Source organism: Kineosporia succinea, assembly GCF_030811555.1.
Classification (GTDB): domain Bacteria; phylum Actinomycetota; class Actinomycetes; order Actinomycetales; family Kineosporiaceae; genus Kineosporia; species Kineosporia succinea.
Window position 1 is genome coordinate 5,575,472 of sequence record NZ_JAUSQZ010000001.1, and the last position, 26,622, is coordinate 5,602,093.

The 26,622-nt window shown below is 72.0% G+C and carries 24 protein-coding genes; 12 read left to right on the top strand and 12 right to left on the bottom strand.

What is annotated here, in order from left to right; translation table 11 throughout:
- Positions 1–21 precede the first annotated feature (21 nt).
- On the bottom strand, positions 22–3,942 hold the full coding sequence (locus J2S57_RS24165; RefSeq protein ID WP_307246910.1) for an amidase family protein: 3,921 nt from the start codon (positions 3,940–3,942) through the stop codon (positions 22–24).
- Positions 3,943–4,137: 195 nt separating this feature from the next.
- Between J2S57_RS24165 and J2S57_RS24170 the strand changes: the two genes are divergently transcribed.
- The 3 genes from J2S57_RS24170 (at position 4,138) to J2S57_RS24180 (ending at position 5,993) form a co-directional block, all read left to right on the top strand.
- The gene (locus tag J2S57_RS24170) at positions 4,138–4,791 is read left to right on the top strand and encodes a TOPRIM nucleotidyl transferase/hydrolase domain-containing protein (protein ID WP_307246912.1); all 654 of its coding nucleotides are present in this window, start codon (positions 4,138–4,140) and stop codon (positions 4,789–4,791) included.
- Positions 4,792–4,801: 10 nt separating this feature from the next.
- Positions 4,802–5,344: a YbhB/YbcL family Raf kinase inhibitor-like protein gene (locus J2S57_RS24175; protein ID WP_307246914.1), complete on the top strand. Its 543-nt coding sequence runs from the start codon at positions 4,802–4,804 to the stop codon at positions 5,342–5,344.
- A 160-nt stretch (positions 5,345–5,504) separates the two neighbouring features.
- The gene (locus tag J2S57_RS24180) at positions 5,505–5,993 is read left to right on the top strand and encodes a hypothetical protein (RefSeq protein ID WP_307246916.1); all 489 of its coding nucleotides are present in this window, start codon (positions 5,505–5,507) and stop codon (positions 5,991–5,993) included.
- A 1-nt stretch (position 5,994) separates the two neighbouring features.
- On the opposite strand, the gene J2S57_RS24185 is transcribed toward J2S57_RS24180, so the two are convergent.
- From J2S57_RS24185 to J2S57_RS24195, 3 genes are all read right to left on the bottom strand, one after another.
- Positions 5,995–8,139 carry a putative bifunctional diguanylate cyclase/phosphodiesterase gene (locus tag J2S57_RS24185; RefSeq protein WP_307246919.1) on the bottom strand — a complete coding sequence of 715 codons (2,145 nt, stop codon included), beginning with the start codon at positions 8,137–8,139 and terminating at the stop codon, positions 5,995–5,997.
- Positions 8,140–8,175: 36 nt separating this feature from the next.
- Positions 8,176–8,982 (bottom strand): SAM-dependent methyltransferase, encoded by an 807-nt coding sequence (locus tag J2S57_RS24190; RefSeq protein ID WP_307246921.1) that lies wholly within the window; start codon positions 8,980–8,982, stop codon positions 8,176–8,178.
- Between the two features lie 122 nt (positions 8,983–9,104).
- Complete coding sequence (locus tag J2S57_RS24195) at positions 9,105–9,668, bottom strand: hypothetical protein (RefSeq protein WP_307246923.1); 564 nt, start codon at positions 9,666–9,668, stop codon at positions 9,105–9,107.
- A gap of 306 nt (positions 9,669–9,974) precedes the next feature.
- On the opposite strand from J2S57_RS24195, the gene J2S57_RS24200 reads away from it, so the two are divergent.
- Positions 9,975–10,571 carry a hypothetical protein gene (locus tag J2S57_RS24200; RefSeq protein ID WP_307246925.1) on the top strand — a complete coding sequence of 199 codons (597 nt, stop codon included), beginning with the start codon at positions 9,975–9,977 and terminating at the stop codon, positions 10,569–10,571.
- Between the two features lie 92 nt (positions 10,572–10,663).
- Here J2S57_RS24200 and J2S57_RS24205 read toward each other — a convergent pair whose 3' ends face one another.
- The 3 genes from J2S57_RS24205 to J2S57_RS24215 are packed head-to-tail and all read right to left on the bottom strand — an operon-like array spanning position 10,664 to position 13,330.
- Positions 10,664–11,317: a methionine ABC transporter permease gene (locus J2S57_RS24205; protein WP_307246927.1), complete on the bottom strand. Its 654-nt coding sequence runs from the start codon at positions 11,315–11,317 to the stop codon at positions 10,664–10,666.
- Positions 11,314–12,360 (bottom strand): methionine ABC transporter ATP-binding protein, encoded by a 1,047-nt coding sequence (locus J2S57_RS24210; protein WP_307246929.1) that lies wholly within the window; start codon positions 12,358–12,360, stop codon positions 11,314–11,316. The genes J2S57_RS24205 and J2S57_RS24210 overlap by 4 nt, the downstream gene beginning before the upstream one ends.
- A complete protein-coding gene (locus tag J2S57_RS24215) occupies positions 12,347–13,330 on the bottom strand; it encodes a MetQ/NlpA family ABC transporter substrate-binding protein (protein WP_307246932.1) in 984 nt (327 codons plus the stop codon). Before J2S57_RS24215 ends, J2S57_RS24210 begins: the two co-directional genes overlap by 14 nt.
- Positions 13,331–13,739: 409 nt before the next feature.
- On the opposite strand from J2S57_RS24215, the gene J2S57_RS24220 reads away from it, so the two are divergent.
- Positions 13,740–15,107 (top strand): LLM class flavin-dependent oxidoreductase, encoded by a 1,368-nt coding sequence (locus J2S57_RS24220; RefSeq protein WP_307246934.1) that lies wholly within the window; start codon positions 13,740–13,742, stop codon positions 15,105–15,107.
- Positions 15,108–15,116: 9 nt separating this feature from the next.
- Here J2S57_RS24220 and J2S57_RS24225 read toward each other — a convergent pair whose 3' ends face one another.
- Genes J2S57_RS24225 through J2S57_RS24235 form a run of 3 tightly spaced genes read right to left on the bottom strand, consistent with a single transcriptional unit; the run spans position 15,117 to position 17,622 of the window.
- Positions 15,117–15,974, bottom strand: coding sequence for a sulfurtransferase (locus J2S57_RS24225; protein WP_307246937.1), 858 nt, complete (start codon positions 15,972–15,974; stop codon positions 15,117–15,119).
- A complete protein-coding gene (locus J2S57_RS24230) occupies positions 15,971–16,975 on the bottom strand; it encodes an LLM class flavin-dependent oxidoreductase (protein WP_307246939.1) in 1,005 nt (334 codons plus the stop codon). Before J2S57_RS24230 ends, J2S57_RS24225 begins: the two co-directional genes overlap by 4 nt.
- A complete protein-coding gene (locus J2S57_RS24235; protein ID WP_307246941.1) occupies positions 16,975–17,622 on the bottom strand; it encodes a GntR family transcriptional regulator in 648 nt (215 codons plus the stop codon). Before J2S57_RS24235 ends, J2S57_RS24230 begins: the two co-directional genes overlap by 1 nt.
- 142 nt (positions 17,623–17,764) lie before the next feature.
- On the opposite strand from J2S57_RS24235, the gene J2S57_RS24240 reads away from it, so the two are divergent.
- The 4 genes from J2S57_RS24240 to J2S57_RS24255 are packed head-to-tail and all read left to right on the top strand — an operon-like array spanning position 17,765 to position 21,242.
- Positions 17,765–18,814 carry an ABC transporter substrate-binding protein gene (locus J2S57_RS24240; RefSeq protein WP_307246943.1) on the top strand — a complete coding sequence of 350 codons (1,050 nt, stop codon included), beginning with the start codon at positions 17,765–17,767 and terminating at the stop codon, positions 18,812–18,814.
- A 3-nt stretch (positions 18,815–18,817) separates the two neighbouring features.
- Positions 18,818–19,732, top strand: coding sequence for an ABC transporter substrate-binding protein (locus tag J2S57_RS24245; RefSeq protein ID WP_307246945.1), 915 nt, complete (start codon positions 18,818–18,820; stop codon positions 19,730–19,732).
- Entirely contained in the window at positions 19,729–20,505 is a 777-nt protein-coding gene (locus tag J2S57_RS24250) for an ABC transporter permease (RefSeq protein WP_307246947.1), read from the top strand. Before J2S57_RS24245 ends, J2S57_RS24250 begins: the two co-directional genes overlap by 4 nt.
- On the top strand, positions 20,502–21,242 hold the full coding sequence (locus tag J2S57_RS24255; RefSeq protein ID WP_307246950.1) for an ABC transporter ATP-binding protein: 741 nt from the start codon (positions 20,502–20,504) through the stop codon (positions 21,240–21,242). The genes J2S57_RS24250 and J2S57_RS24255 overlap by 4 nt, the downstream gene beginning before the upstream one ends.
- Here J2S57_RS24255 and J2S57_RS24260 read toward each other — a convergent pair.
- Entirely contained in the window at positions 21,239–21,967 is a 729-nt protein-coding gene (locus J2S57_RS24260) for an NAD(P)-dependent oxidoreductase (protein WP_307246952.1), read from the bottom strand. The genes J2S57_RS24255 and J2S57_RS24260 overlap by 4 nt on opposite strands.
- 435 nt (positions 21,968–22,402) lie before the next feature.
- On the opposite strand from J2S57_RS24260, the gene J2S57_RS24265 reads away from it, so the two are divergent.
- Both J2S57_RS24265 and J2S57_RS24270 read left to right on the top strand, forming a co-directional pair.
- Positions 22,403–23,386: an LLM class flavin-dependent oxidoreductase gene (locus J2S57_RS24265; protein ID WP_307246954.1), complete on the top strand. Its 984-nt coding sequence runs from the start codon at positions 22,403–22,405 to the stop codon at positions 23,384–23,386.
- Positions 23,383–24,279 carry an LLM class flavin-dependent oxidoreductase gene (locus J2S57_RS24270; protein ID WP_307246956.1) on the top strand — a complete coding sequence of 299 codons (897 nt, stop codon included), beginning with the start codon at positions 23,383–23,385 and terminating at the stop codon, positions 24,277–24,279. The genes J2S57_RS24265 and J2S57_RS24270 overlap by 4 nt, the downstream gene beginning before the upstream one ends.
- Here J2S57_RS24270 and J2S57_RS24275 read toward each other — a convergent pair.
- The gene (locus J2S57_RS24275; protein ID WP_307246959.1) at positions 24,244–25,326 is read right to left on the bottom strand and encodes an LLM class flavin-dependent oxidoreductase; all 1,083 of its coding nucleotides are present in this window, start codon (positions 25,324–25,326) and stop codon (positions 24,244–24,246) included. The two genes, J2S57_RS24270 and J2S57_RS24275, sit on opposite strands and share 36 nt — an antisense overlap.
- 177 nt (positions 25,327–25,503) lie before the next feature.
- On the opposite strand from J2S57_RS24275, the gene J2S57_RS24280 reads away from it, so the two are divergent.
- The gene (locus J2S57_RS24280) at positions 25,504–26,622 is read left to right on the top strand and encodes an LLM class flavin-dependent oxidoreductase (protein ID WP_307246961.1); all 1,119 of its coding nucleotides are present in this window, start codon (positions 25,504–25,506) and stop codon (positions 26,620–26,622) included.

Below are 26,622 nucleotides of genomic sequence, written 5' to 3' on the forward strand. Positions count from 1 at the left end.
CCAAATCCCGGGCCCGCGTTCTCAGTCGAGCTGCTCCTCGTCGATGAAGCGCGTGATCACGTTCTTGGTGATCCGGGAGACGGCCGGGTCCTTGCCCAGCGACCCGCACCACGAGCTGGCGCCGGCCGTGAACACCGCCCCGTCGGAGGTGGTCACCCGGTAGGTCATGTCGGCGCGCACCGACGGGTCGTTGACCTGCGAGAGGCCCTCACCGGTGGCCAGCACCAGCACGTCCGGCGAGGAGCCGAGCGCCGGGTCGTAGTGGTCCACGCTGTGCGCGTCGAGCTTGCCGAACGTCTCGTCGGTGACGCCGTCGAGGATGAACGCGGCGCGCTCGTCGTCGGCGTCGGCCAGGCGGCGGTACCAGCCGGCCAGGTCGGGGCGGCGTGAGCCGGAGCCGACGTTGAAGAACTTGTGCGGCGCGCGGCCCAGCGTGCTCCACGACCCGCCGCGCTCACCCGAGTAGGCGGCGAACAGCTCGCCCGGGCGGGCGTCGGCCCGGCGCAGCTCCATCACCCAGGGACGGCGGTAGTCCACCGAGACCCGGCTGGAGAAGCCCTGGGCACCCAGGTACATGAATCGGCCACCGCCGTTCACGTAGTCCTCCACCGCGTCCAGCATCGTGGTGGTGTAGTGCTCGGGACGGCTCGTGGTGGTGGCGGCCGCGTAGTTGCGCAGCGCCTCGGCGCCCTGCTCGTGCAGCGTGTGGTCGGTGACGACCTCGTAGGGGATGCCCTCGGCGTCCAGCCACGACAGCAGCTGGGTGTCGGAGGCGAGGCGGCCCGAGCCGGTGGAGCGCAGGTGCAGCAGCGGGCGGCGCAGCGACGCGTGGGTCTCGCCGTTGTGGTGCCCGAACTCCGGGTGGTCGTGCAGGTAGAGGTCGGCGTCGGTGATCACCGGCGGGGCCGGCTCGTCCTCGGCGGCCAGGTACGACAGGGTCGGCACGATGACGGCGAGCTTGGCCTCGGGCCACTCCGGCTCGACGAACAGCGGCAGCAGTTCGGTCTCGAAACCGGGCGCGCACAGGCGCACCACGTAGGCACCGCTGCGCACGGTGTCGGCGACCTCGACCGTGAACGAGACCGGCCAGCGGCAGTCGTCCAGGTCGGAGCGGTGGAAGTGCACGGCGGCCCACTGCTCGGGGCGGCCCGCGAACGAGTCCTGCATGCCGTTCCAGCCCGAGGAGGTCACGGCCCAGGTCGGCGCGTTCAGGGTCTGCGCGGCGACCGACGGGACCTCCTCCCAGCCGCCCGACTCCGAGCGCACCAGGCCGGGGATCTCGTGGTCCTTGATGCCCTCGTCGTTCAGGTTGGCCGCGACGTCCCAGATGACGACGGCGGTCTCCTGCTCGCGGGCGGGCATCCGGCGGCGGGCGCCCTTGACCACGTCGGCGGCGCTCAGGCCGGCCTTCAGGGCGACCGGGGTCTCGATCTTGCCGTCGAAGCAGTCGGCCCAGGCCTCACCCTGGGTGCGGGCCGCGAAACGCAGTGGCTGGTCGGACATCACGAGCGGGACCTCGGCGGTGACGGTCTGCGGCATCATCGTGACGCCCGACGTCCAGCCCGAGCGCGGGGCGGGCACGGTGGCGACGGTGAACGTGCCCTTCTCCGCGCCCTCCACCGCGACCATGTACCAGACGCCGTTCACGAGCGGCTTCTTGCCGGTCGTGGTGACCCCACCGGTGGTGAGCTCGGGGCGTCCCTGCTTGTCGATCGCGAACGCCCAGCCGGCGTCCCCGTCCTGGGAGAGCACGACCTGACGGCCGTTGCCGATACCGGTCGGCATGAAGATGGCCGTCAGCACGCAGATGTCGACCGGGAGCAGGCCGGTGACGGCGCACGAGCCCATCACGGTGCGCTGCGGGGTGACCTGGACGTCGCCGAACGAGGCGACGACCTCGGGCGAGCCGAGGGAGACCAGGTCGGCGGTGACCATGACCGGGTGCGTCGACGACAGGTGCACGTCGACGCTGGTGCCCTGCTTCACGCCGAGCCGGTCGGTGTAACCGATGACGCGGGGGAGCTTGGTGTCGGGCTCGGTGGCCATCACCCCGTCGTCGTCCCCCGGGACCCGCGGGCGCAGGCCCAGCGAGGCCAGGCGGCGCAGCAGGATCTCGTGCAGCGCGGCCTCTTCCGTCGGGTAGCGGCGGATGTCGCTGAGGTCGTGCGGGAACCCGCGCAGCACGGCCCGGCGGATCACCTGGTAGCTCTCGCCCGGCTTGAGCGTGAGCACGGCCAGGTCGTCGGTGGTCGGGGCCTGGGCGATCTGCTCGAGCAGGTGACGCAGTGCCGGGTTGGTGACCTCCAGCGGCGACTTGCGGTGTTCCTCGAGCAGGTCCTCGGTGACCAGCGGACGCACGTGTTCCAGGGCGCGGGTGGAGAACAGCCCACCGATCTCTGCGATCCGGTCACCGGGGGTGCGGGGCATGTTCGGCCTTTCTACGGGGGGCGCCACGCTCCGGGGAGCCGGGCTTTCGGGGGAAGGTGTCACGGCGAAGGTGGCACCGGGCTCGCAGACGAAACCGGTGACGGTGGTGCCGTCGTCGAGACGGACCGTGCCGAGGCTGAGGGGGGCCGGGACGCATCCCAGCAGCGGTGAGAGTGCGGCCGAGGGCAGGGCCCAGATCTCGGTGGCGATGCTGGCACCACCCGGGCGCCGCACCAGGCCGGCGCGGTGCAGGACGTACTCCGGCGAGGTCCTCGCCTCCCGCACGAAACGGGCTCCGAGCCGGGTCAGCTCGTGCTCGGCAGCGCCCCCGCGGGTGTGCTCGCCGACCACCGCGATCTCGTGGTGGCCGGGCAGCCAGGGCTGCAGCGGGGCCAGGTCGGGACGCAGGCGGGCGGCCACGTCGAGCAGCACACGGTCGCTGAACGCGGGCCCGACCAGCGTGATCCCGACCGGCAGGTCCGGATCGGTGGACATCGGCAGGGCCACCGCGGCCAGGTCGAGGAGGTCGACGAAGTTCGTGTAGGTGCCCAGCCAGGCGGTGACGCCGGCCGGGTCGTTGGCGGCGTGCTCGTGGGTCGGGTGCCCCGGGGCGGTCGGCGTGACCAGCACGTCGATCTGGTTCCAGAGCGCGCTGACCCGCGACGCCATCGCGCGCTGGGCCTGCAGGTCGCGCAGCAGCGGCACGTCGTAGGGCAGCCGGGCACCGAGCAGTTCGGTGACGTCGACGCGCACGATCTCGAACTGGGCCGGGTCGATGCGCCGCCCGCCGTGCTCGAACGCGGTGCGCCAGGCCGGGGCCATCGGGTCGAGCCCGGCGGCGGTCGGCACGCCGAGGCGCACCCGGGCCGGGGCGGCCAGCGGGGCGTCGGCGGGCCAGGGGCGGCTGCCGGGCACGTCCAGGCAGTGTTTCACCACCACGGCCAGGGCCTGCTCGGCGTGGTCGAGGTCGCGGGCGAACAGCGACATCGACTCGTAGCCGGGCGCGGCCAGTACGGCGCCGGCCGAGGGGATCAGCCCGGCGGTCGGGCGCAGGCCGATGATCCCGTTGAAAGCGGCCGGGACACGGCCCGATCCACCGGCGTCCGTGCCGATCGCGACGTCCGTCAGACCCCGGGCCACGGCCACCGCCCCGCCGGAACCGCCGGCGATGAAGTCCGCGTCGGCGATCGACGACAGGTCGCCGGAGGCGTCCCGGGCACCGGTCGCCAGCTGGCCCATGCTGGTCTTGCCCGCGACGATCGCTCCCGCCGCGCGCAGGGCCGCCACGACCGGGGCGTCCTGCTCCGGGGTGTAGAGGGGACGTCCGGTGGTGGCGCTGGTGAGAAGGCCCGCCACGTCGACGTTGTCCTTCACCGCGACCAGCCAGCCCCGCAGGGGGCCACTGGTCTCGGGCTCGACGGCGTCCCCCTCGGGGAGGGCCGTCCAGACCGGGTTCGCATCGGGCGCGGCCCGCAGCGCCGCGAGCCGGTCCCGCACTGACTCGATGTGTTCCATAGGGGCTGCCGGGCTCCTCGGGATCGGTGGTGAATGCCGCGATTTCCGGTATCGGCACCCACCCCGGGTAAATTAACCGTGAGTAGCTATCGGCGGCGTGTCGTGACGGCGCCTCCCCCGATCGGCCCCTCGACGGGGGTTCCGAACCACCCTCCGCCCCGGTGCTCTCACCCGTCCGTTGCTAGCGTGCGAGGCGTGGATCCGGTGACCGCCCTGCGCCTGGCGACCGAACGGCGTGCCCGGGCGGTGCTGCTGGTCGAGGGGGAGAGCGACCAGGGGGCGGTGGGTGCCACGGCCCGGCGGCTCGGGATCGACCTGGCCCGCGAACGCGTGCTCGTGGTGCCGATGGGCGGGGCCTCCGGCATCGCGAAGTTCCTTCTCGAACTCGCCGGCCTCGGTCGGGCCGGGCTCTACGACGAGGCCGAGATCGGCTACGTGCGGCGCGGGCTGGAACGGGCCGGCCGGTTCCCGCGCTACACCGGATCCCGGCGGGAGCTGTTCGACGACGCCCCGGCCCGGGCCGCACTCGCCGCGGCCGGGTTCCACGCCTGCGTGCGGGATCTGGAGGACGAGCTGATCCGCGCCCTCGGCCCCGCGGCCGTGCTCGACGTGATCGCGGCGGAGGGTGAGCGGGCCCGGTTCGAGACGCTCGCCCAGCAGCCCGACCACCGCGGTGAGCGGGTCGAGGACCAGCTGCGGCGTTTCCTCGGCACCCGGTCCGGCCGCAAGATCCACTACCCGCCGCTCCTGGTCGAGGCCCTCCCCGCGGGAGCCGAACCCCCCTGTCTCACCGGCGTCCTGCGGTCGGCGCTGGCGGCCGCCGGGGCACCGGCCGGTGGGAGTTCGTAGGATCGTCCGTATGAACACGAATGATCCTTTCGCGGGCCTCCCCGAGGTGCCCGGCTTCACGCTGACCAGCGACACCGTGACCGACGGGCAGCCCCTGCCCCCGGCCCAGTACTCCGGCGCCATGGGCGTTCCCGGCGGCACCGACGCCTCGCCCCAGCTGAGCTGGTCGGGCGCGCCCGAGGGCACGAAGAGCTACGTGGTCACGGTCTTCGACCCCGACGCCCCCACCATGTCCGGCTTCTGGCACTGGGCGGTCGCCGACATCCCGGCGTCGGTCACCCACCTGCCCGAGAACGCCGGTGACGCGAGCGCCCCCGCGCTGCCCGAGGGCGCTCTCACCCTGAAGAACGACGCGGGCTTCGCCGGATTCGTGGGCGCGGCCCCGCCGGCCGGGCACGGGCCGCACCGCTACTACGTCACCGTGCACGCGGTCGGCGTGGAGAAACTCGGCGTCCCGGCCGAGGGCTCGCCCGCCTACCTGGGGTTCAACGTCACCGGCAACATCCTGGCGCGCCAGAGCATCGTGGTCACCGGCGAGATCCCGGCGGCCTGAGCCCTTCCCGTCACCGGGACGGCCGGCCACCCGGCCACCCGCCGGCCCGGTTCCGCGGTGCCCCGTCCGGAGGTGCGACCAAAGGATGACGCGACCACGCCGTCCACCATTCCGCCTTCGGACGGACGCCCCGCCCGCCCCCCGCTGACAGGCTCGGGCCATGGACATCGAGCTCCCCATCGACATCGCGCTGCTGGCGCTGATCCTGCTGTTCGGCGGTTACGCCGCCGTGATCGCCGCGGTCGTCGCGCACCAGCGGCAGCACCCGCGTCCGGCCGCGGTCGGGCTCGCCACCCTGGGGCTCGTCCCGGCGAGCTTCTTCGTGGCCATCGCCCTGGTCCACGTGAACTACTTCGCGATGGTCGCGTTCGTCGCGCTCGCCGTCGGCACGGCCTGCTACCGCGTGCTGCGTCCCGACCTCGGGCGCCGGGCGAGGGGCGTCGCGATCGGCGCCGCGCTGGTCACCACGACCGCCTCGCTGCTCGTGTCGTACCTGGCCCCGATGGCGTTCGTGGCCACCGCGTCCACCTATCTGCTCGTGCGCCGACGGATCACGCCGCGCATCGCGCTGATGGCCACGGGCACCGCCTTCGCCGGGATGCTCGTGGTCGCCGGCGCGGTGTTCTACGTCGGCGTGAGCACCATGTGAGCTAGCGCCGCACCTGGATCGTGTTCATCGGCGCGGTGTTCGGGGCGGTTCCCGAGCGCCTCTGCGGGGGAGTGCGCGGCTTGCTCACCACGATCGCCGACGACGACACCGGCGCGGGCCGGGCGTAGAACCAGCCCTGCCCCACGTCACACCCGATGCTGCGCACCTGCTGGTCCTGCTCCGCCGTCTCCACGCCCTCGGCCGTCACCAGCAGGTCGATGCTGTGGGCGAGGTCGACCAGCGTCGCCAGGATGCGCTGGTCGGTCGGGTTCCAGGCGCGTCCGGCCCGGGTGCTCTCCAGGAACGCCCCGGCCAGCTTCAGCTCGTGCCACGGCAGCCGCCGCAGCGCCGCGAGATTGCTGTACCCGGTGCCGAAGTCGTCCATCACCAGCCGCACGCCCAGCCCGGTCAGCTGGTCCAGCACCGCCACCGGCTCCGGGTCGTCGAGGTTCATCACGACGCTCTCGGTGATCTCCACCCGCAGCGCCGACGGGTCGATCTGGGCCAGGTCGAGCGCTCGCCGGATGTCGTCCACGAACTGCGGCGAGTACAGCTGCCGCACACTGACATTGATGTTCACCGCGGGCCAGGCACTGACCGCCATGTCCTCGCAGGCCCGGTCGAGCACCCACCGCCCGATCGGCAGGATCGCGGCGTTCTCCTCGGCGATCCGGATGAACATGTCGGGGGACAGCGAGCCCATCGTCGGGTGGTTCCAGCGCAGCAGCGCCTCGACACTGTGCACGGCCCCGGAGTCCAGGCGCACCAGCGGCTGGTAGACCAGCGCCAGCTCACCCCGCTCCACCAGGCCCGGAAGCTGCATCGCGACCTGGAACTTCGTCAGCTGACCGGCCCGCCGCTTCGGGTCGTGCTCCACCACGCGGCCCTTGCCGGCCTCCTTCGCGGCGTGCAGCGCGAGGTCGGCGGCCTGCATGATCTCGGCCGAGTTGGCGCCCGTGCTGGGCAGTTCCACCACCCCGATGCTGGCCCCGACCTGCACCGGCAGCTGGCCCGTCACCTTCAGCGGCTGCTTCAGCGCCGCCAGCAGCTCCTCGGCCACCGTCATCGGCTGCTTGTCCTCCAGGCTCCCGGACAGCAGGGCCACGAACTCGTCGCCCGCGAGCCGCGCGATCAGCGCCCCGGACTGCCGGGAGGCCTCGGCCAGCCGTTCCGCCACCGCGATCAGCACCCGGTCACCCACGATGTGCCCGCGCGAGTCGTTGACGAACTTGAACCCGTCCAGGTCGATGAACAGCACCGCGACCCGCTCGTCGGGACCCGGGTCGGCCACCGCCCGGTCGAGGCGCCGCAGGAACAGCACCCGGTTGGGCAGCCCGGTCAGCGGGTCGTGCGTGGCCTCGTGCTGCAGCCGCTCGGCCAGCGTGTGCCGCTCGGTGATGTCCTCGACCACGGCCACCTGGAACGCGGGCGCGCCGTCGGGGTCCCGGATCAGGCTGACGCTGAGGTTCGTCCACGCCACCTCGCCGTCCTTGCGGACGTACTGCTTCTCCATCCGGTACTCGTCACGCCGCCCGGCCACCAGGTCGGCGTACTGCGACCAGACGTCCTCACCGTCCTGCGGGTGCGTGAACTGCTCGATCCGCATCCCGCGCATGTCCTCGAGCGAGAACCCGAGCATGCGCTGCAGCGACGCGTTGGCCTCGAGGATGTTGCCCTCGGTGTCCCCGATCGCGATGCCCACCGGCGCCTGGTTCACCAGACGCCGCCACCGTGCCTCGGACTCGCTCAGCGCCCGGGCCACCTCGTCGCGCGCGGCCGACGAGGCCCGGTGGATCGCCTCCTGCTGCGTCAGCAACCGCTGCTGCACCGCCGACGCGTGCCCGGCCGCCAGCCCGCCCTGCATCAGCACGAGCTGGCGCTCGCGGTACACGTCGCCCACGTCGGGGGCGTACCGGGCCAGCACCATGACCGCCTGCCCGACCGCCTTCGGCGCGGTGAAGTGGGCGTCGGCCAGCAGCCGGCCCAGACGGCGGCCGGACTTCTCCGCGTCCGCCGTCGGGGTCAGGCCGGCCAGCGTCACCATGGCCAGACGCTCGGCCAGGTGGGCGAAGTCGTGCCCGGCCAGCGGGTCCCCGGACTCGCGCAGGGCGGACTCCCAGTCGGCACTGAGTCGCTTCTGGGTCATCGGCCCACCGTCCGGCGTGAGGTCACGGGCTCGCCGTCACGGCTTGCGGCCCACTCCGGCCCAGCCCGGGAAGCGCTCGGCGTCCTCGAGCGGGGCGTCGGGCTCGGGGCGCCAGCGGGCCAGCAGCTCGACCCCGGGCTCGACGAGTTCGTAGCCGTCGAAGAACTCGGCCACCTCCTCGCGCCCGCGGAACCGCATCTGGCTGGTCGCGTTCCGGTACAGCTCCTTGAAGCCCTCGGTCTGCTCGGTCGGGTGCAGCTCGTGCGTGGCGTGGCTGATCATCAGGTAGCTGCCGGGCGCGCTCCAGTCGCGGTACGCCGCGATCAGCCCGGCCGGCTCGGCCTCGTCCGGCACGAAGTGCAGCAGCGCGTTGAGCAGCACCGCCGTCGGCTGCGACCGGTCCAGCAGGCCCAGTTCCTCGACCTCGGTGAGCAGCTCGGCCGGCTGCGTGAAGTCACCGGCCAGCGCGGCCGCGCCGGCATTGCCCTCGAGCAGCTGCTTGCTGTGCGCCACCGCGACCGGGTCGGTGTCGACGTAGACGATCCGCGCGTCCGGGGCCTGCTCCTGCGCCACCTCGTGCACATTGCCCACGGTCGGGATGCCCGAGCCGATGTCGAGGAACTGGCGCACCCCCTGCTCGACCAGGAAGTGCACGCCCCGCCGTAGGAAGGCCCGGTTGGCGCGCATGATCAGCGGCAGGTCGGGCCACCCCGAGATGGCCTTCTCGGCCATCTCCCGGTCCGGCCCGAAGTTGTGGAAGCCACCGAGGTAGTAGTCGTACATCCGGGAGACACTGGGGCGGGTCAGGTCGATGTCCTCGCCCACCCACTGCGGATTGGTCACGTGAGTCACCCGTCAGCCAGGCGCCCGAACACCGGGTCCCGCGAGCAGTCCGGTCCCGAACGCAACCGAAGCGCATTCCGTACCGGACAGTAGCAGAACTGGGTCAAAACGCGGTTAACAGATCAATCGGACTCCAGGGCGCTGATGACCGGCCCCATGAGCTCGTTCAGCTCCCGCGCGAGCACCGACACCGCCCGGGTCGCGAGCGCGGCCAGCTCCGGGCCCGCCTCCTCCGGGGCGGGCGGCAGGTCGGTCAGCGGCACCGGAGCGTCGATCAGCAGCAGGGGACGCACGAACGGGAACCTCGACAGCTCCTCCGGCGACGGCTCCAGGTACTGCCCCATCACCACCGGCCAGCCCTTCCAGCCCCGGTCCCGGCCCCACACCTGGGTTTTCGCCAGCGGTTCGGGCGGCGGGGCGATTAGCTGGATGCGGGCGGTGAGCGATCCGTCCCAGGGGTTGCGCTCGCAGACCGCGCTGATCACGCGACGGTGCAGCCGCACGTAGCCGGGGTCGAGGTAGGGCAGGGTCGCCAGGCGCCAGGCCGTGCAGGCGAAGCCGACGGGGGAGATGTCGCCGTAGGTCTCGGTGAACACGGTCTGCAGGGCGCGCACGTGGGTGGCGTAGCGGTCGCCGTGCTCGCGGTCGTACTGCTGATCGATCCACGCGAAGCTCGGGGTCGGCATGAGCTCAGAGAGTAGTGCGCCGGCTACGGGTGTCCAGTGTTTTCGTGCTTGAGGACGTTTCGGTCGCCGGGTCCTCGCGGCCCACCGGCGGTGCGGGTGGATCGGGTCGGCCGGATGAGCTGCGGCAACGCCGTCCCTCGGCGTGTCCGCCCACCCGGAGTCCCCTCGAGGGCCGGGTGCAGCCGCGTCGCTGACCGGAACCGGCACTGAATCCGCAGCCCATCCGCCTCAGCAGCCTCGCCGAAAGACGTCGCGCGGTATAGCGTCTGGAAGTGGTGGAGCACGGGCGGCCCGGGATCCTGGGGAGTGAAGACGTCTGCCTACACGGAGATCCATGACGGGGTAACGGCCCTGGCTGCCGATCTCGGCGTGGCCGCGGCGAGTCTGCGGCGTCGCCGGCGGCGAGCGCGGGAGCTGGCCGAGGAGATGAGCGACGCCGGCTGGGACGGCATCGCCGCCCAGACCGAACAGGCCGTTGAACTGCTCGCCGCCGCGCACGAGCAGATCCACGACCCGCACCCGCTCGAGGCCCTGCTCCAGGTGCTCGTGCCGGAGCGACCGGACGCCGAGGGGCACGACCCGGCCGCTGAGCACCCGTTCACCCGTGAGCACGAGCCCGCATCCGCGCCCGGGGCAGGAGGCCCACCCGGGCCGGGGCCCGCGCCCGAGCTGCCCGGTGAGGCGTCCGAGGAGCTGGCCGCCGCCGGGGCCGTCACCGAGAGCGCCGCCGCCCACGTCGACGAGGCCGCCATGGTCTTCGGCGCGGCCGGCCTCGACACGTTCTCCGCCGGGCTGCAGGATCTCCGCGACGATCTGGCCGCCATCGCCGAGCGCTTGGCCCAGCTGCGCGACACGGTGGAGGCGTCTCTCGCCGAGGCGCCCCGGAAGCCGCACGAGACGTGAGAGGCGACCACGACGTCCGTCATCGATGCCCTGCAACAGCGGTGGCCGTGCCGATCACGTGATCGGCACGGCCACCGGAGCGGCAAGAACAGTCAGCGGCGCAGGGCCTTGCGCGCCAGGTAGTTGCCGAGGAACTGCCCGGCCTGCACCAGGATGATCATCGCCGCCACGCTGATGTAGACCACCGGCCAGTTGTACCGCTGCGAGCCGTAGGTGATGGCGAAGTCACCGATGCCGCCACCGCCGAACAGGCCGGCCTGGGCGGACATGTCGACGACCGCCACGAAGATGAACGTGTACCCGAGGATGAGCGGGCCGAGGGCCTCGGGCACGAGCACCGTGAGCAGGATGCCGATCGGCCGGGCCCCGGCCGCGCGGGCGGCCTCGATCACGCCCGGGTTCACCGTGAGCAGGTTCTGCTCGACGATCCGGCTCACCGCGAACGCGGCCGACAGCGACAGCGCGAACGTGACCGCGTCGGTGCCGATCGTGGTGCCGATGGTGTTCAGCATCAGCGGCTGGATCGCCACCAGGAAGATCACGAACGGGATCGGCCGCACGATGTTCACCAGCACGTTGAGCAGGATGAACACCGGGCGGCTGGACATCAGGTTGCCCGGGCGGGTGGCGTAGAGCACCAGCCCCAGCAGCAGGCCGATCAGGCCGCCGACCACCACCGAGATCGACACGATGAAGAAGGTCTGCCCGATGGCGGTCTGGAAGACCTCCCAGTCGAAGTCCTTCATGCGACGTGCTCCTCGAGGTCGAACTCGTCCGCCCGCAGGGCCGTCAGCACGTGGTCGACGGCCCCGTCGTCACCGGTCAGGGCGTAGGTCAGGCTGCCCACCGGCCGGTCCTGCAGTTCGCTGATCCCGCCGAACACGATCTCCGCGGTCACGTCCCGCTTGAGAAAGGCCTGGCTGAGCGTGGTCTGGAAACCGGGCCGGTCCTGCACCCGCACCGTCACCAGCCGCCCGTCGTGCGCCGACCGCAGCCGCTGCAGGGTCGTGGCCGAGGGCCGGTCGCGCAGCGTGCTGCTGACGAACCGGGTGGCCTCCGGTGTCTGCGGCGTCGCGAAGATGTCGTAGACGCTGCCGCTCTCCACGACCTGCCCGGAGTCGATCACCGCCACCCGGTCGGCGATCGACCGGATGACGTCCATCTCGTGGGTGATGATGACGATCGTGATCCCCAGCTCGCGGTTCACCTGCTTGAGCAGGTTCAGCACGTCCTGGGTGGTCTCCGGGTCGAGCGCGCTGGTGGCCTCGTCGGCCAGCAGCAGCGACGGGTCGGTGGCCAGGGCCCGCGCGATGCCGACCCGCTGCTGCTGACCACCCGACAACTGCTCCGGGTGGTCGTTGGCGCGCTGCAGCAGGCCGACGAAGTCGAGCAGCCGGGCGACCTTCCTGTCCCGCTCGGGCTGCTTGACCCCGGCCACCTTGAGCGGGAAGGCCACGTTGCCGGCGACCGTGCGCGAGCGGAACAGGTTGAACTGCTGGAACACCATGCCGATGTCCCGCCGCACCTCCCGCAGCCGGCCCTCGCTGAGCCCGCTGATCTCGCGGTCGCCGACCTGGAGACGGCCGGACGTGACCGGCTCCAGGCCGTTGATCAGGCGCACCAGCGTGCTCTTGCCCGCGCCCGAGGAGCCGATGATGCCGAAGATCTCACCGCGGCGGATCTCCAGGTCGATCCCCTTCAGCACCTGGTGCGGGGGATCTCTGCGGGTCCGGCCGGGAAAGTTCTTGGTCACACCCTCGAACCGGACGTGTACGTCACTGGGCGGCACGCGCCTGTTCCTCCACCTTCGCCAGCTCGGCCTGCAGGTCGGCGGCCGGGGTGGTGCGGAAGATGGCCGTGCCGCCGTTGGCCTCCTGCACACCCTCCTCGACGCTCTTGTCGTGGTAGAGCTCCGCGAGCTTGAGGTAGGTCGCGTTGTCCTTGTCCTCGGCGCGGGCCACGAAGATGTTGACGTACGGCGCGGCGCTGTCGCTGGACGGGTCGTCCTGGTAGATGGCCTCTTCGGTCTTCAGGCCGGCGTCGGTGGCGAAGTTCTTGTTCACGATGGACGCGTCGACCGAGCCGCTCTTGACGGCGCCGGCGGTCTGGGAGGCGTCGAGAGGGGTGACCTCGACCTTGGCGCTCTCGATGTCGTCGGTGCTGGAGAAGGCGCCGCCACCGTCTTTCAGCGTGACCAGACCGGCGGCCTGGAGCACGAGCAGACCGCGGGCCTCGTTGATCGTGTCGTTCGGGATGGCGATCTTGGCCTTGGCCGGGATCTCCTCGACCGTCTTGTACTTGGTGGAGTACAGCGGCAGCGGGTAGACGGCCGTGGCGCCGATCGGCTGGAGCGTGTCGTTGCTCGTGACGTTGTAGTCGGCGAGGTACTGGATGTGCTGGAACTGGTTCAGATCGGTCTGCTTCTGCTTCAGCGCCGGGTTCGGCTGGCTGTAGTCACCGAAGTTGACCAGCTTGACGTCGACGTTCAGTTCCTTCTTGGCCAGGTCCTGGTACGTCTTCCAGTAGGCCTGCGAGGCGTCGGCCACCCCGATGCTCACGGTCTGGGCGGGTGCGGCGCCGGCGGGGGTGCTCTCGTCGTCGTCACCGCCCGAGGTGAGGGCGTAGGTCACACCGGCGATCGCGACGACGACCACGGCGGCCCCGGCGATGATCGCGGTGCGCGCGTTGTTGCGGGGCTTGGCCGGGAGCTGGGGTTCGGACTCGGAGCTCGGGGTGTTCTGTGGGCCGATCTCAGACACGTTGATTCCTCGGGGTTTTCGGGCTCGGATGTGAAGGCGGACGGCATCGCCCAGCCGGACAGGAGGGAGCGAGGGGGTTACGGAAGTGCACGGAGGCGTGACGAAACGGGGGACGTCAGGCCTCGACGTGGGCTCAGGAGTGCGAAATCAGCTGCGACAGAGCGAGCTTGCGACCCAGACATAGTCGACCGCACGGCGACTGGTAAGCAGGGCGCTGGACACCCCAGGAGGTTAACAGAAGATTTCGTACCTCCATGTCACGCTGTGGTGACAGTCCCAATCGGGCATCGTGGCAATCCCCTTCGTGGCCGCCTCGCTTCCTGAGTATTGTCTATCAATCTAGTCTAAAATGTGGACGAACGCACGCGAGAGAGCCACGTCACAGGGCCCCGGCCCTAGGGTTGCCCGCATGAGCACCCCGCGCATGCGCCTGAACGGCTTGCGGCAGAACACGGTTGGGCACACGGCGATGGGTCTGTGGCGTCATCCGGACTCCCGGGCCCACGAGTACCGCACCATTCGCCACTGGGTCGAGACCGCCCAGATCCTCGAACGGGGCGGATTCGACGCCCTGTTCATCGCGGACGCCCTCGGTCCGCTGGAGGTGTACCAGGGTTCGGTCGCCGCGGCCCTGCGTGACGGCATCCAGACCCCCACCGGCAACCCGCTCCTGGTGATCCCGGCGATGGCCGCGGTCACGAGGCGGCTCGGGTTCGCCGTCACCGTGTCCACCACCTACGAGCAGCCCTACGCCCTGGCCCGCACGATGACCACGCTCGATCACCTCACCGAAGGACGCATCGGGTGGAACGTGGTCACCTCGGCCCTCGACTCGGCCGCCCGCAACCTCGGCCTGGACCGGCAGATCCCCCACGACGAGCGCTATCTCATCGCCGACGAGTTCATGGACGTGACCTACAAGCTGTGGGAGGGGAGCTGGGAGGACGGCGCGGTGGTGCGTGACGCCGAGGCCGGCGTGTTCGCCGACCCGGCGAAGGTGCACGCGATCGAGCACCGCGGGACGTACTTCAGCGTGCCCGGTATCGCCCTGTCCGAGCCGTCCGTGCAGCGCACCCCGGTGATCTTCCAGGCCGGGAGCTCGTCCTCGGGAAGCTCTTTCGCGGGCCGGCACGCCGAGGGGGTGTTCGTGAGCACCTACAAGGCGGAGATGGCCTGTGACCTGTCGCGCCGGTTCCGGGCCCAGGCCGCCGCACACGGGCGGGACCCGCAGGAACTGAAGATCTTCGCCATCGCCACGGTGGTGACCGGCGCCACCGACGAGGCCGCGCAGGACCGGCTGAAGGACCTGCAGAGCTACACCTCGCTGGAGGGCAGCCTGGCCCGCTGGAGCGCGCTGCTGGACATCGACCTGGCCGGCCTCGACCCCGACAAGCCGTTGCGGCACGCCGAGACCGAGGGGATCCGGGGCCTGGTCGATGTTTTCACCACCATGGACCCCGATCGCGAATGGACGCCGCGGTCACTCGCGCAGTTCGTGGGCGTGGGTGGTGGCGGGCCGGTGTTCGTGGGCTCTCCCGCCCGGGTGGCCGACGAGATGGAGCAGTGGATGGAGATCGCGGAGATCGACGGGTTCAACCTCGCCGACCCGATCGCCCCGGCCGGGCACCGTGAGTTCGTCGACCTGGTGGTGCCGGAACTGCGCCGCCGGGGACGGGTCTGGAACGAGTACGAGGGTGAGACGTTGCGGGAGTACTTCCGGGGCGCGGGGCTGACGCGGGTGGCGGACACGCATCCGGCTGCGGCCCATCGCCGCTGAGTCAAGGGCTCAGCCGGTCTGCAGGGGCAGGTCCGGCTGGGCCGACCACTCGGCCAGCGAGCCGTCGTAGAGCCGGATGTCGTCGCGGCCGGCCAGGTACCAGCCGAAGACGTCGACGGTGGCCGAGATCCCGCCGCCGCAGTAGGCCACGACATCGTCGTCCGCGTAGGGCTCCAGGGCCCTCGAACGCACCGACGCGGGGTGCCAGACCAGTGAGGGCCCGTCGACCAGTGAGGTCCAGGGCAGGTTCACGCTGCCGGGGATCCGGCCCGGGCGGCTGTACGAGGTGACGCCCTCCCCCCGGAAAACGCTGGGCGACAGCGCGTTCACGAGCATTTTCGGCGAGGGGTCCCGGACGTCCTCGAGCGTGGCCAGCAGATCGGTGCGAGGTCGCGGGGTGAGAACGGCCGGCGGGAGCACGACCGGCCCCCGCGACAGCGGAAGACCCGCGGCCTTCCAGCCCGGCAGCCCGCCGTCGAGCACCGAGACCGCGTCGTGCCCGAGGTAGTGCAGCAGCCACCACAGCCGGGTCGCCCACATCGGGGTGTTCCGGGCGTAGACCACCACGTGCGCCCCGTCGCCGAGCCCGGTGCGCCCCAGCGCCGCGGCGAGATCCTCCGGCGAGGGCAGGGTGAACGGGCGCGGTGCTCCCGTCACCGACAGGTCCCCACCGATGTCCGCGTACCCGGCTCCCGGAATGTGCTCCTGGGCATGACCCTCGCGCCCGGAACGCACCGTGTAGGGACCACCGCCCACGGGGCGGTCGAGGAATCCGGTGGCGTCGACCACGCGCAGGCGTGGGTCGCCGAGCACGGCGTGCAGTTCCTGCGGGGTGGTGAGCGGGGGCAGCAGCGGGGTGGTGGTCACGATGCTCGGGAGGGCCTTTCGGACGTGCTTGCGGACGTGGGGGTCGTGAGGTCGAGCCGGGGGAGCAGCAGTTCGGTCAGGGCCCCGACCTGGGCCGGGACGTCGGTGCTGAGCGGCTCGATCGCCAGGTGCGTGGCCCCGGCCTCGGCGAGCCGGCCGATCAGGTCGGCCGCGGCCTCGGGGGAGCCGACGGCCGCGATGTCGTCCAGGTCGTCCACACTCACCCCGCGCGGTGCCGTCTGGAACCAGCGCTCCCGCGCGTCCGCGAGCACCTGGTTCTGATCGAGACCGACGTTGGTGTTGAGGAAGACGCAGACCTCGAACGGCCCGGGGCCCAGCTCGTGCAGCCGCTCGACGCGCTGGCGCAGGAGCTCGGGGGTGACGTTGAAGGTCATCCAGCCGGTGCCCAGCCGCGCGACCCGCCCCAGCAGGCGATCGACCGTGGCCCGGCCGGCCCGTGGTGAGGGATTGGCCGCGATCCAGGTGGGCAGCGGTCGCTGCACGAAACCGGCTCCCAGATCGAGGTTCTCGACCTGCGTGAACGGGCCGTGGAAGGACGTCGCGCCGGTGCTGACCGCCCGGAGGAACGTCACCGACTCCTCGAACCGGGCGACCTTCTCGGCGTAGTCCATGCCGAACGTCCGCAACTCGTTCTCGACGGCCGTGCCGGTGCCGTTGCCCGGGCAGGCCGCGAGCAGCATGCGCCCGTGCGAGAGCTGGTCGAGGTCGGCCCACTGCCGGGCCACCGTGACCGGGTGCCGGAAGCCGAGCGAGGCCAGGCAGCCGATGCCCAGGCGGGCCCGGCGGGTGCGGGCGGCGAGCGCGGCCAGCAGCACGCCGGAGTCGAGGAACGGCAGGGCCATGATCGAGTCGGCGGTCCACAGTGTGTTCCAGCCCGGCTGCGCGTCGGCGTACTCGGCGAGCCGGAGGATCGTGTCGTAGCCGTAACTCCTGGGCCGGTGCCGGACCGGGAGCACGAGACCGGTGGTGCAGGAGCCCATTACGCCTCGCTGCCGAACCGGTGCAGGCGGACCTCGCGGGCCCGGGTCAGGTGGGCGGTCATCGCGTCGCGGGCGTCGGACGGACGCCGCTCCCGCACCGCGGACAGGATCGCCTCGTGCTCGGTGCGGGTCTGTTCCAGGTCGTGCGGGGTCTCCTGGGTGCCGCGGTCGTAGATGCGCAGCTGGGCGGTGAGCCGGTGCAGCAGTTCCTCGATCGTGCGGTTGTGCGAGGCCCGCCAGATCGTCGCGTGCCACGAGGAGTGAGCGCTGCGCTCGGCCTCGCCGCTCAGTACCTGGGCGTGCAGGTGCTGCAGGCGGGCCAGGTCGAGCTCGGAGCGGCGCTCGGCCGCACTGGCCGCGGCCTGCCCCTCGAGCACGATGCGCGCCTCGTAGACCTCGAGGACGTCCTCCGCCGTACCCGCGCGCACGCGGTGCCCGCGCCCGGTCTTCTCGACCAGGCCCTCGTGCTCGAGCCGGGCCAGGGCCTCCCGGACCGGGGTGCGCGAGACCCGGTAGCGCTCGGCCAGCGGCAGCTCCTGCAGCAGGGCGGTCGCGCCGAACTCACCGGCCAGGATGTCCGACCGCATCAGCTCGAACAGGGTGCCGGGGGTGCTGTCGGATTCCGGCCTGCTCGTGCGTTGGGTCATGCTCACTCCCGGGGCGGCGTCCAGTGTCGGCGTGAGCATACCTGTGTATACACAGGCATGCGCGGGCGTTGACATTCTGCACCAGGCTGATCCAGTATTCAGGCTCCTCCCTCGAGAACCCCTCACCTGTAACGGACTCCTGATGCCCCGATCTCTGACGCGCCGCACCGCCCTGCTGGCCGGAATCTCCGCGACCCTGCTGGCCGCGTCCGCCTGTGGTTCGTCCTCCAGCGGTTCTGGGGCATCGGGCTCCGGGCTCACCGAAGTGACCGTGGCCCTCGACTGGACGCCCAACACCAACCACACCGGGGTGTTCGCGGCCGACCAGCTCGGCTACTACGAGAAGCAGGGCATCAAGCTCAAGGTCGTCCCGTACTCGTCCACCTCGCCGGAGACGCTGGTCGCCCACGCCAAGGCCGACTTCGGCTTCTCGTACCAGGCCGGTGTGACCTACGCCCGGGCCGCCGGGCAGGACGTGGTCGCGGTGTACGCGCCGAACAAGAAGGGCACCTACGCGATCTCGGTGAGCGCCGACCGTGACGACATCAAGAGCCCGAAGGACCTCGACGGCAAGACCTACGCCGGGTTCGGCTCGCCCGACGAGGGCCCGCTTCTGAAGTACGTGATCCAGCACGACGGCGGCCGGGGCGACTTCAAGAGCATCGCGCTGGACACGTCCGCCTACCAGGCCGTGTACAGCGGCAAGGCGGACTTCACCATCCCGGTCATCACCTGGGAGGGCGTCGAGGCGCAGGAGAAGGGCGAGCCGCTGAAGAGCTTCGCGCCCACCGACTACGGCTTCCCCGACCAGTACTCGGTGCTGCTGGCCGCGAGTTCCTCCTACCTGGAGGGCAACCCGGACATCGCGAAGAAGTTCCTCGCGGCCACCGCGCAGGGCTACAGCTACGCCGCCGAGAAGCCCCAGGAGGCGGCCGACCTGCTGGTCAAGGCGAACGCGGCCCAGCTGAGCGACGCCACCCTGGTGCGCAGGAGCCAGCAGCTGCTCGCGGACGACGGCTACCTCAACACCGACGCGGGCAAGGTCGGTGCGCAGGACGCCTCGTTCTGGAAGGACTACGGCTCGTTCCTCTACGAGAACGGCCTGCTCGCCGACGCCGACGGCAAGGCCCTGACGGCCGAACCGGACTGGAGCGCCTACTACACCAACGACTACCTCCCGGCCGGTGAGTGAGACATGACGCAGCGCGTCGTTCTGGAGTACCTGCACCCGTGGACGAACTCGGCGGGCTTCTTCGTGGCCAGCCACCAGGGCTGGTTCACCGACGGGGGACTCGACGTCGAGCTCTCCGTCGCCGACCCCTCGCGCGGTGACTCGCTCGCCTATCTCTCTCGCCACGAGGCCGATTTCGCGGTGTTCCCGAGCAACCGGCTGCTGGTGCGGCGCTCGCGGCACCAGCCCCTGAAGGCCGTGGCGTCGATCAACCACCGGGCGATGGAGACGATCCTGACCACCCGGCGCACCGGCATCACCCGGCCGCGCGAGCTGGAGGGCCGGCGCCTGGCGCTGAACCCGACGCCGCGGGGCCTGGCGATGGTGCAGCACCTCATCGAGGCCGACGGCGGTGACTTCTCCCGGGTCGAGCTGGTGAACAGCGGCGCCCGCGAGCTGCTGGCCGACGACGTTCAGGCCGGCGAGGTCGACGCCACGTTCGGCAACTACTGGGCGTGGGACGCGTTGCTCGGGCACCTGCCCGTCGAGGAGCGGGTGGTGCTGCCGGTCGACACGATCGGCGCTCCGCCGTACCACAGCTATCTTCTCGGCACCCAGACCTCGACGATCGAGCGCAATCCCGTGCTGGTACGCACGCTCGTGGGCATCGTGGAGCGCGGCTACCGGGCGGCGCGCGACGAACCGGCCCTGGCTCTGGAGGCTTTCGAGCGGTACGTGCCGTACTTCTCACGGGAGCTGCTGAGGACGTCGCTCGACCTGATCACGCCGACCTGGTTTCACGACGGGGCCTGGGGGCACGTGCGGGCCGAGTTGGTGAAGCCCTACGCCGAGTGGCTGGGCTCGTACGGCATCCTGCCGGAGAACTTCGACTGGGAAGCGTCGTACACGAACGAGTTCCTGCCGGTGGGCGTGGGATGAACCGCTTGAGGCCGGGCGTCGTGATCCCGCCGGTTCTGCTCGTGGCCGTCCTGGTGGCGGTGTGGGAGATCTACGCGGGCTCGTTCGGTCCCGGGCCGGACGTGCTGCCCACGCCCTCGCGGGTGCTGGAACAGGGCTGGGCCGACCGTGGGAACCTGCTGCTGAACACCTGGCCGACGCTGCGGGCCACGGTGATCGGGCTGCTGCTGTCGATCCTCGTCGGATTCGCGTTCGCCGTGCTGGTGGACCTTTCCGGGCTGGCGCGGCGCGCCGTGCTGCCGGTGCTGGTGGTCAGCCAGACCCTGCCGCTGGTGGCCCTGGCCCCGCTGGTGATCGTCTGGTTCGGGTTCGGCCAGTTCCCCAAGATCCTGCTCATCGTGTTCGTGAACTTCTTCGCCACCACGCTGAGCTTCGTCGAGGGCTTCCGCTCGGCCGACCCGGACAGCGTGGCCCTGCTGCGCTCGATGGGGGCCTCGCGGTGGCGGGTCTTCCGCACCGTGCGACTGCCCTCGGCCCTGCCGTACTTCATGGCGGGCCTGCGTATCGCGATCACCTATTCGGTGGTCTCGGCCATCTTCGCCGAGTACGCCGGGGCCGAAGCCGGTCTCGGGGTCTACATGCAGTTCGCCAAGAACACGTTCCGCACCGATCTGGTGCTCGCGGCCGTGTTCGTGACCGCGGCGGTGACCCTGACGCTGTTCGCGCTGAGCTTCGTGATCGAGCGGCTGGCCCTGCCCTGGGCCTTCCTGGTGCGGGCGGGGGAGTCGTCGTGAACGCGTTGTCCATCGAGGGTCTCGACGTCACGCTGGGCGATCTGCCGGTGGTGCGCGGGCTCGACCTGTACGCCCGCCCGGGCGAGTTCGTCTCGATCCTGGGCCCGAGCGGCAGCGGCAAGAGCACGACCTTCGGGGTGCTCACGGGTGCGGTCACGCCCGATCGTGGCGACATCCGGATCACGGGGGACGCGCTGCGCACCGGGGATTCCCGGGTCGCCTTCATGCCGCAGAAAGACGCGTTGCTGCCCTGGCGCACCGTGCTCGGGAACGTCACCCTGGGGCTGGAGGTGCGGGGGACGAAGCGCTCGGTGGCCCGGGAGAAGGTCCGGCCGCTGCTGGAGCCGTTCGGGCTGGACGGTTTCGAGAACCGTTACCCGGCGCAGTTGTCCGGCGGGATGCGGCAGCGCGCGGCGCTGCTGCGCACCGTGGCCCAGGAGCAGCCGGTCCTGCTGCTCGACGAGCCGTTCGGCGCGCTCGACGCCCTGACCCGCTCGCAGATGCAGCGCTGGCTCCAGGGGATGTGGGAGAAGTACCGCTGGACGGTGCTTCTCATCACCCACGACGTGCGCGAGGCGCTGTACCTGAGCGACCGGGTGTACGTGTTCAGCCCGCGCCCGGCGCGGGTGGCGGCCGAGGTCGCGGTGGAGTTCGAGCGGCCGCGGCGGCCGGAGCTGATCGGTGACCCGGCGTTCGCGGCGCTGGAGGCGGAACTGCTGAAGCAGCTCATCGGCTAGGGCAAGTCCTGGGCCCTGTCCTGGTCCGCCGGGTAGATCGCGACCTGTTCGCGGTGGCGGGTGGGTTTCTCGATCTCGTCGAGCACCGCCACCGCCAGGTCGGTGTACGAGAGGGCGCTGCCCGCGCGGGGATCGAGCGTGCCGTCGCCGAGCCGGTAGGCACCGGTGACCGGGGCGCTGTCCGACAGCAGGGGCGGCGGCGCCAGGGTCAGCCAGTCGATGTCGCCGGCCTCGTCGCGCAGGGTCTCCAGCCCGGCGGCGTGGGCCCGGGCGAACGGCCGGAGCCGGGGCGGGAACAGTGAGGGGTCGTCGAGCACCGGCCGGCCCCGGTGCGTCAGCGTGGCGAAGAGACCGACCACGACCAGGCGCCCGGTGCCCGTGCGGCGGGCCGCCTCCAGCGCGGCGCGGTGGGCGCGGCGGTAGAACGAGCTGTCGAAGCCCTCGAAGTCGTCGGGGGGAGTGGAGAACGGCGTGATCGCCGTGACCCAGGCCCGGGGTGGCGAGGCCGGGCGCAGGTGCAGGGCGGCCGGGGTGAGACGGGCCGGGACCAGCGCGTTGCCGGCGACCACGCGCACACCGTCGCGGTGCAGGTCGGCCGCCCGGGCCGGGTCGCGCACCACCGCCACCACCCGCACGCCGCGCCGGATCGCCTCGGCCACCACGGCCCGGCCGGCGCGCCCTCCGGCGCCGGTGACCACGACGGGTGAGTCGGGATGGTCGGTCATGGCGGGTTCGCCTCCCTGTCGGTGGAAAGGTCGGGACCCTCAGCCTACATTCTCGACAGGAATGATTGACAATAGGTCGTGACGGGTCGCAGACTGATCGTCATGAACCGAGGCCCGCTGCTGACGAGCATGCGCTGGGTCGACCTGCTGAGGGTCTCCAGTGCCTGTTGTTGAACGTGACGAACGTCTGAAAGCCCTTGCTCCCGTGGACGTATCGGTGATCAGCTCTTCGGCGGAGTGCCCCGGAGCCGCGCAACCGTGACCGTTCCGGCCCCGTGCCACCATCTCGTCACCTGACCGTACGACTTCCTCGCGCCCGCCTCGTCCGCGTCTCCCGGGATCGTGCCCGGGACGCGGGCGTCAGCGGGCGCGAGGCGTTCGCGCGCCGTCCCGCCACCGGAGGGCATCCATGACCCCGAGCCCGGAGCGCCGTCCATGACCGGCCGCCTCCCTCTCGCCCCGCATCTCGTCCTGACCCTGCCCGCGGAGGCCGACCCTCTCGAGGCCACGCTCCGCGCCGGGGCCGCCGGCCTCGCCGCCGTCCTGATCGGCGACGCCCCGCTCCCGGCCCGGCCTCTCGCGCATCCCGGGGCGGCTCCCCGCCCCGGATGGCCGGAACCGTTCACGCTCCTGGCCCGGCTCGCGTCCCTCACCGAGCGGATCGGCCTGATCGGCACCTTCTGCGCCGAGCTCGGCACACCGCTCGAACTGGCGCGCCGGGTGGCCGACATCGACTACCTCAGCGGCGGGCGGGTCGGCTGGCACGTCCCCGCCGTCACCCGGACCTCCCCGGTCCGGGCGCTCGGCGGGACCGAGGTGCCCACCCCGGCCGAGCAGGACCTCCGGCGCGGCGAGGTGGTGGACGAGGTCGTCGACCGCTGGGAACGGCGCACCGCGCTCCGCTCGGCGCAGGGACGGCCCCTGGTGGTGCGTTCCGGGGTTCCGGTCGCGTCGGCGCTGACGTCTGACGTGGTGCTGACCGAGGGCGGGATCGACCGGGCGCGGCGGGCCCGCGCCGCCGGGCGATCGGCGGCCTCCGCCCAGGGGCGGGACCCCGGGTCCGTCGTCGTGCTGCACCGCATCCTCGTCGTGCTCACCTCGACCGAACGCCAGGCCCGCGAGATCAATGACCCGCCGGAGCATCTCGGTGGTCGCCTCCTCGTCGCCGGCACGCCCGGGCAGGTCGCCGCGCGGCTGGGGACCTGGGCGTCCACCGGCGCGGCCGACGGGTTCGACCTGCTGCCCGACCAGCTCGCCCCGTTCCTCGACGACCTGCTGCCCGAGCTGTGCCGCCGGGGACTGGTCGGCGCCGGCACCCCGGGCGCGACGTTGCGGGGCCGTCTCGGTCTGGCCGCCCGGGCCGGTGGGCCGGGCGACCGGGTGCCCACCGCGTCCCTCGTCGGGAGCCGCACCGCATGAGCATCGTCGTCATCCTCGACCTGGCCGTCGGCGACGGCCTCACCCTCGACCACGCCCACGAGGTCGCCGACGCCGCGGCCGGGGCGGGCGTGAGCGCGATCCGGGTGAGCGACGGCCCTCCCGGTGAACTCGCGCTGCTCGACGCCGGGGCGGTGGCCTCCTTCCTGGCCCCGCGGCACCCGGAGCTGAACTGGATCGTCGACGCCCCGACCACCCACAACGCTCCCTGGAACCTGGCCCGGCGCGTCCTCACACTCGATCACGCCACCCACGGCCGGGCCGGGCTCGCCCTGCGCGCGGGCGACGGCGACGAAGCGACCGGCACGCTCGCCGGTGACCTGCCGAAACCCGGTCTGCCGGTGGATGTCGCGAGTGCCTCCCGCCCACACCGCTGGCGGGAGTACGCCCAGGTGCTCACCGGTCTCTGGGACGGCGGCCCGGCGCTCGAGCACGAGGGACGCTTCTACCGGGTCACCGGCGCGCTCGACGGCCCGCCCTCGCCCCAGGGGCGGCCCGTGCTCGTGGCCGACGGTCGCGACCACGTGAACTGGACGGATGCCGCCGAGCTGGCCGATGTTCTCGTGGTGCCCCGGATCGAGCTGGTGGACGGCGGGAACACCCGTCTCGTCGACGCGGTGGTGCGTTCCGGCCGTCGGCGCGACGAGGTGGCCCTGGTCGCGCGGGCCGGCATCGTGCGCGAGAACGGCCGGGCCGTCGCGCCGGAACTGCGGCGCTGGGCTCTCGAGCACGCCCTCGACGGGCTGGAACTGGCCACCACCGGCGGCCGGGACGAGCTGCTCGGGGTGCTGCGGTCGGTCGTCCCCCGGCTGGAACCCCGGCGGGGCCCGACCCTTCGCTCAGCGCTGGGACTGCCCGGCCACCAACGGGTCTGAGCGCAGCAGGGGGAGCAGCTGGTCGCCGATGCGGGCGAGCTCCTCGCGGTACGGGGTGTCGGACAGCACGAAGTGGGTGACGCCCAGCTCGCGGTAGCGGTTCAGGGCGAGGGCGACGTCGGCGGGGGAGCCCACCAGCCAGGTGCTGCCCGCGCCGCCGGCCCCGGCCGTGCCCGGCGCGGTGAACAGGCAGGAGTCGAGCACCTCGCCGCGCTCGGCCAGGTCGAACAGGCGCTTCTGGCCGACCGCGGTCTCCCGGTTGCCGCGCCACCAGGGCTCGGCCTCGGCCCCCCGCAGGGTCTCGACCCGGGCCCGGGCCACGGCCCAGGCCTCCTCGGCGGTGTCGCGCACCACCGTGGTGACGCGCAGGCCGAACTCCAGCTCCGCGTGCCGCCTTTCGACCTCCACGCTGAGACGGCGCAGGCGGGCGATGCGCTCGGCCAGATCGGCCAGCGGCTCACCCCAGAACAGCTGCACGTCGGCCTCGGCCGCCGCGACCCGTTCGGCCGCCGCCGACGCGCCGCCGAAGTACAGCCGGGGCGGGGTGCCGAACGGGCGGGGCTCGACCGTGGAATGATCGACGGTGAAGTACTTCCCGTGATGGGTGACGTCCCGCTCGGTCCAGAGCCGGCGCACCAGGTGCAGGAACTCGCGGGTGCGCTCGTAGCGTTCGGGCGGGGTGGTGACGTCGTCGCCGTAGGCCGCCGGGTCGTCCAGGCCGCTGACGATGTTGACCAGGAGCCGGCCCTGGCTGAGCTGGTCGAGAGTGGCCGCCGCGCAGGCAAACTGGGCGGGCTGCCAGTAACCGGGGCGGATCGCGGCGAGCGGCCGGAACGTGGTGGTGCGCGCGGCCAGGGCGGTGGCCACGGTGAGCGTGTCGGGCCGGCCCCAGCCGGTGCCGATCAGGGCGCCCGAGAAACCGTGATCCTGTGCGGCCCGGGCCAGCGCCGCCGAGTACTCCAGCGAGCCCCAGCCCTGGGTGGTCTCGTCGCCGCGGTGACCGGGCTCGACGGAGTTCGGGATGTACCAGAAAAGTTCGGGGTCCATCGGTCGTCCGATCCTCGGGGGAGAAGCCGGGGTCAGCGTAATCTCGACCATGCCTATAGACAATGGACACTGCGGGCGTGCCGGGGTTAGCCTGGCCGGAGGCTCACGTCCGACATCGTCACCGGGCCGGGCATCCCCGAACGCCGGAAACCCCCTTCCCGACAAGGAGCTCGTGCCGTGACCAACACCCCCCTCGGCGTTCTCGACCTGGTGCACGTCTCCACCGGCTCGAACGCCTCCACGGCGATCGCGAACAGTGTCGACCTGAGCCGGCGGGCCGAGAGCCTCGGCTACGCCCGCTACTGGTTCGCCGAGCACCACCTCAACCCGGGCGTCGCCGGCACCACCCCGTCACTGCTGCTGGCGTTCGCCGCGGCCGCCACCTCGACGATCCGGCTGGGCTCGGGGGCGGTCCAGATGGGCCACCGCACGGCCCTTTCCGCGGTCGAGGAGTTCGGCCTGCTCGACGCCGTGCACCCGGGCCGGTTCGACCTGGGCCTGGGCCGCTCCGGCGGCGTGCCGCGCGAGCCCCGCCAGGTGGTGCCCTCGACCGAGGTGATCGACGGCCGCACCCCGAACGGCCTGGTCATCCCGCCCCGGTTCGACTTCCGCCCGCTGCTGGGGTCGCCGCGGTTCGCCCTGCAGAAGAAGCTCCTGGCCCAGCCGGGTGCGCAGCCGCAGGACTACGACGAGCTGGTCGGTGACGTGCTGGCCCTGATCGCGGGCACGTACACCTCGCCGGAGGGCGAGGAGGCGCACGTCGTTCCCGGTGAGGGCGCGGCGGTGCAGATCTGGGTGCTGGGCTCGAGCGGTGGCGAGAGCGCCGAGATCGCCGGTGAGCGGGGCCTGCGCTTCGGTGCGAACTACCACGTGGCGCCGGCCAGCGTGCTCGAGGCGGTCGACGCCTACCGGGCCGCGTTCAAGCCGTCGGCCGACCTCGAGAGGCCGTACGTCACGGTGTCGGCGGACGTGGTGGTCGCCGACGACGAGTCCACGGCCCGTTCGCACGCGGCCGGGTACGGTGCGTGGGTGCGCAGCATCCGCACGGCCGAGGGCGCGATCCAGTTCCCGACGGCGCGGGAGGCCCGGCCGTTGTCCGACGCCGACCGGGCCCTGGTGCAGGACCGGCTCGACACCCAGTTCGTGGGCACCGCCGCCCAGGTCGCCGACCAGCTGGAACGCCTGCGCGACGCCACCCGGGCCGACGAGCTGCTGATCACCACCATCACCCACGACCACGCCGACCGGGTGCACTCGTTCGAGCTGCTGGCCCAGGAGTGGGCCCGCCGGGCCTGA

What these genes read in the sequence shown, in the direction of transcription:
- J2S57_RS24265 (WP_307246954.1), top strand. Translation starts at nt 22,403, where the DNA reads ATGACCGGCCGCCTCCCTCTCGCCCCGCATCTCGTCCTGACCCTGCCC.
- J2S57_RS24235 (WP_307246941.1), bottom strand. Translation starts at nt 17,622, where the DNA reads ATGACCCAACGCACGAGCAGGCCGGAATCCGACAGCACCCCCGGCACC.
- J2S57_RS24175 (WP_307246914.1), top strand. Translation starts at nt 4,802, where the DNA reads ATGAACACGAATGATCCTTTCGCGGGCCTCCCCGAGGTGCCCGGCTTC.
- J2S57_RS24180 (WP_307246916.1), top strand. Translation starts at nt 5,505, where the DNA reads ATGGACATCGAGCTCCCCATCGACATCGCGCTGCTGGCGCTGATCCTG.
- J2S57_RS24275 (WP_307246959.1), bottom strand. Translation starts at nt 25,326, where the DNA reads ATGGACCCCGAACTTTTCTGGTACATCCCGAACTCCGTCGAGCCCGGT.
- J2S57_RS24250 (WP_307246947.1), top strand. Translation starts at nt 19,729, where the DNA reads ATGAACCGCTTGAGGCCGGGCGTCGTGATCCCGCCGGTTCTGCTCGTG.
- J2S57_RS24230 (WP_307246939.1), bottom strand. Translation starts at nt 16,975, where the DNA reads ATGGGCTCCTGCACCACCGGTCTCGTGCTCCCGGTCCGGCACCGGCCC.
- J2S57_RS24270 (WP_307246956.1), top strand. Translation starts at nt 23,383, where the DNA reads ATGAGCATCGTCGTCATCCTCGACCTGGCCGTCGGCGACGGCCTCACC.
- J2S57_RS24245 (WP_307246945.1), top strand. Translation starts at nt 18,818, where the DNA reads ATGACGCAGCGCGTCGTTCTGGAGTACCTGCACCCGTGGACGAACTCG.
- J2S57_RS24195 (WP_307246923.1), bottom strand. Translation starts at nt 9,668, where the DNA reads ATGCCGACCCCGAGCTTCGCGTGGATCGATCAGCAGTACGACCGCGAG.
- J2S57_RS24240 (WP_307246943.1), top strand. Translation starts at nt 17,765, where the DNA reads ATGCCCCGATCTCTGACGCGCCGCACCGCCCTGCTGGCCGGAATCTCC.
- J2S57_RS24260 (WP_307246952.1), bottom strand. Translation starts at nt 21,967, where the DNA reads ATGACCGACCATCCCGACTCACCCGTCGTGGTCACCGGCGCCGGAGGG.
- J2S57_RS24185 (WP_307246919.1), bottom strand. Translation starts at nt 8,139, where the DNA reads ATGACCCAGAAGCGACTCAGTGCCGACTGGGAGTCCGCCCTGCGCGAG.
- J2S57_RS24205 (WP_307246927.1), bottom strand. Translation starts at nt 11,317, where the DNA reads ATGAAGGACTTCGACTGGGAGGTCTTCCAGACCGCCATCGGGCAGACC.
- J2S57_RS24165 (WP_307246910.1), bottom strand. Translation starts at nt 3,942, where the DNA reads ATGGAACACATCGAGTCAGTGCGGGACCGGCTCGCGGCGCTGCGGGCC.
- J2S57_RS24220 (WP_307246934.1), top strand. Translation starts at nt 13,740, where the DNA reads ATGAGCACCCCGCGCATGCGCCTGAACGGCTTGCGGCAGAACACGGTT.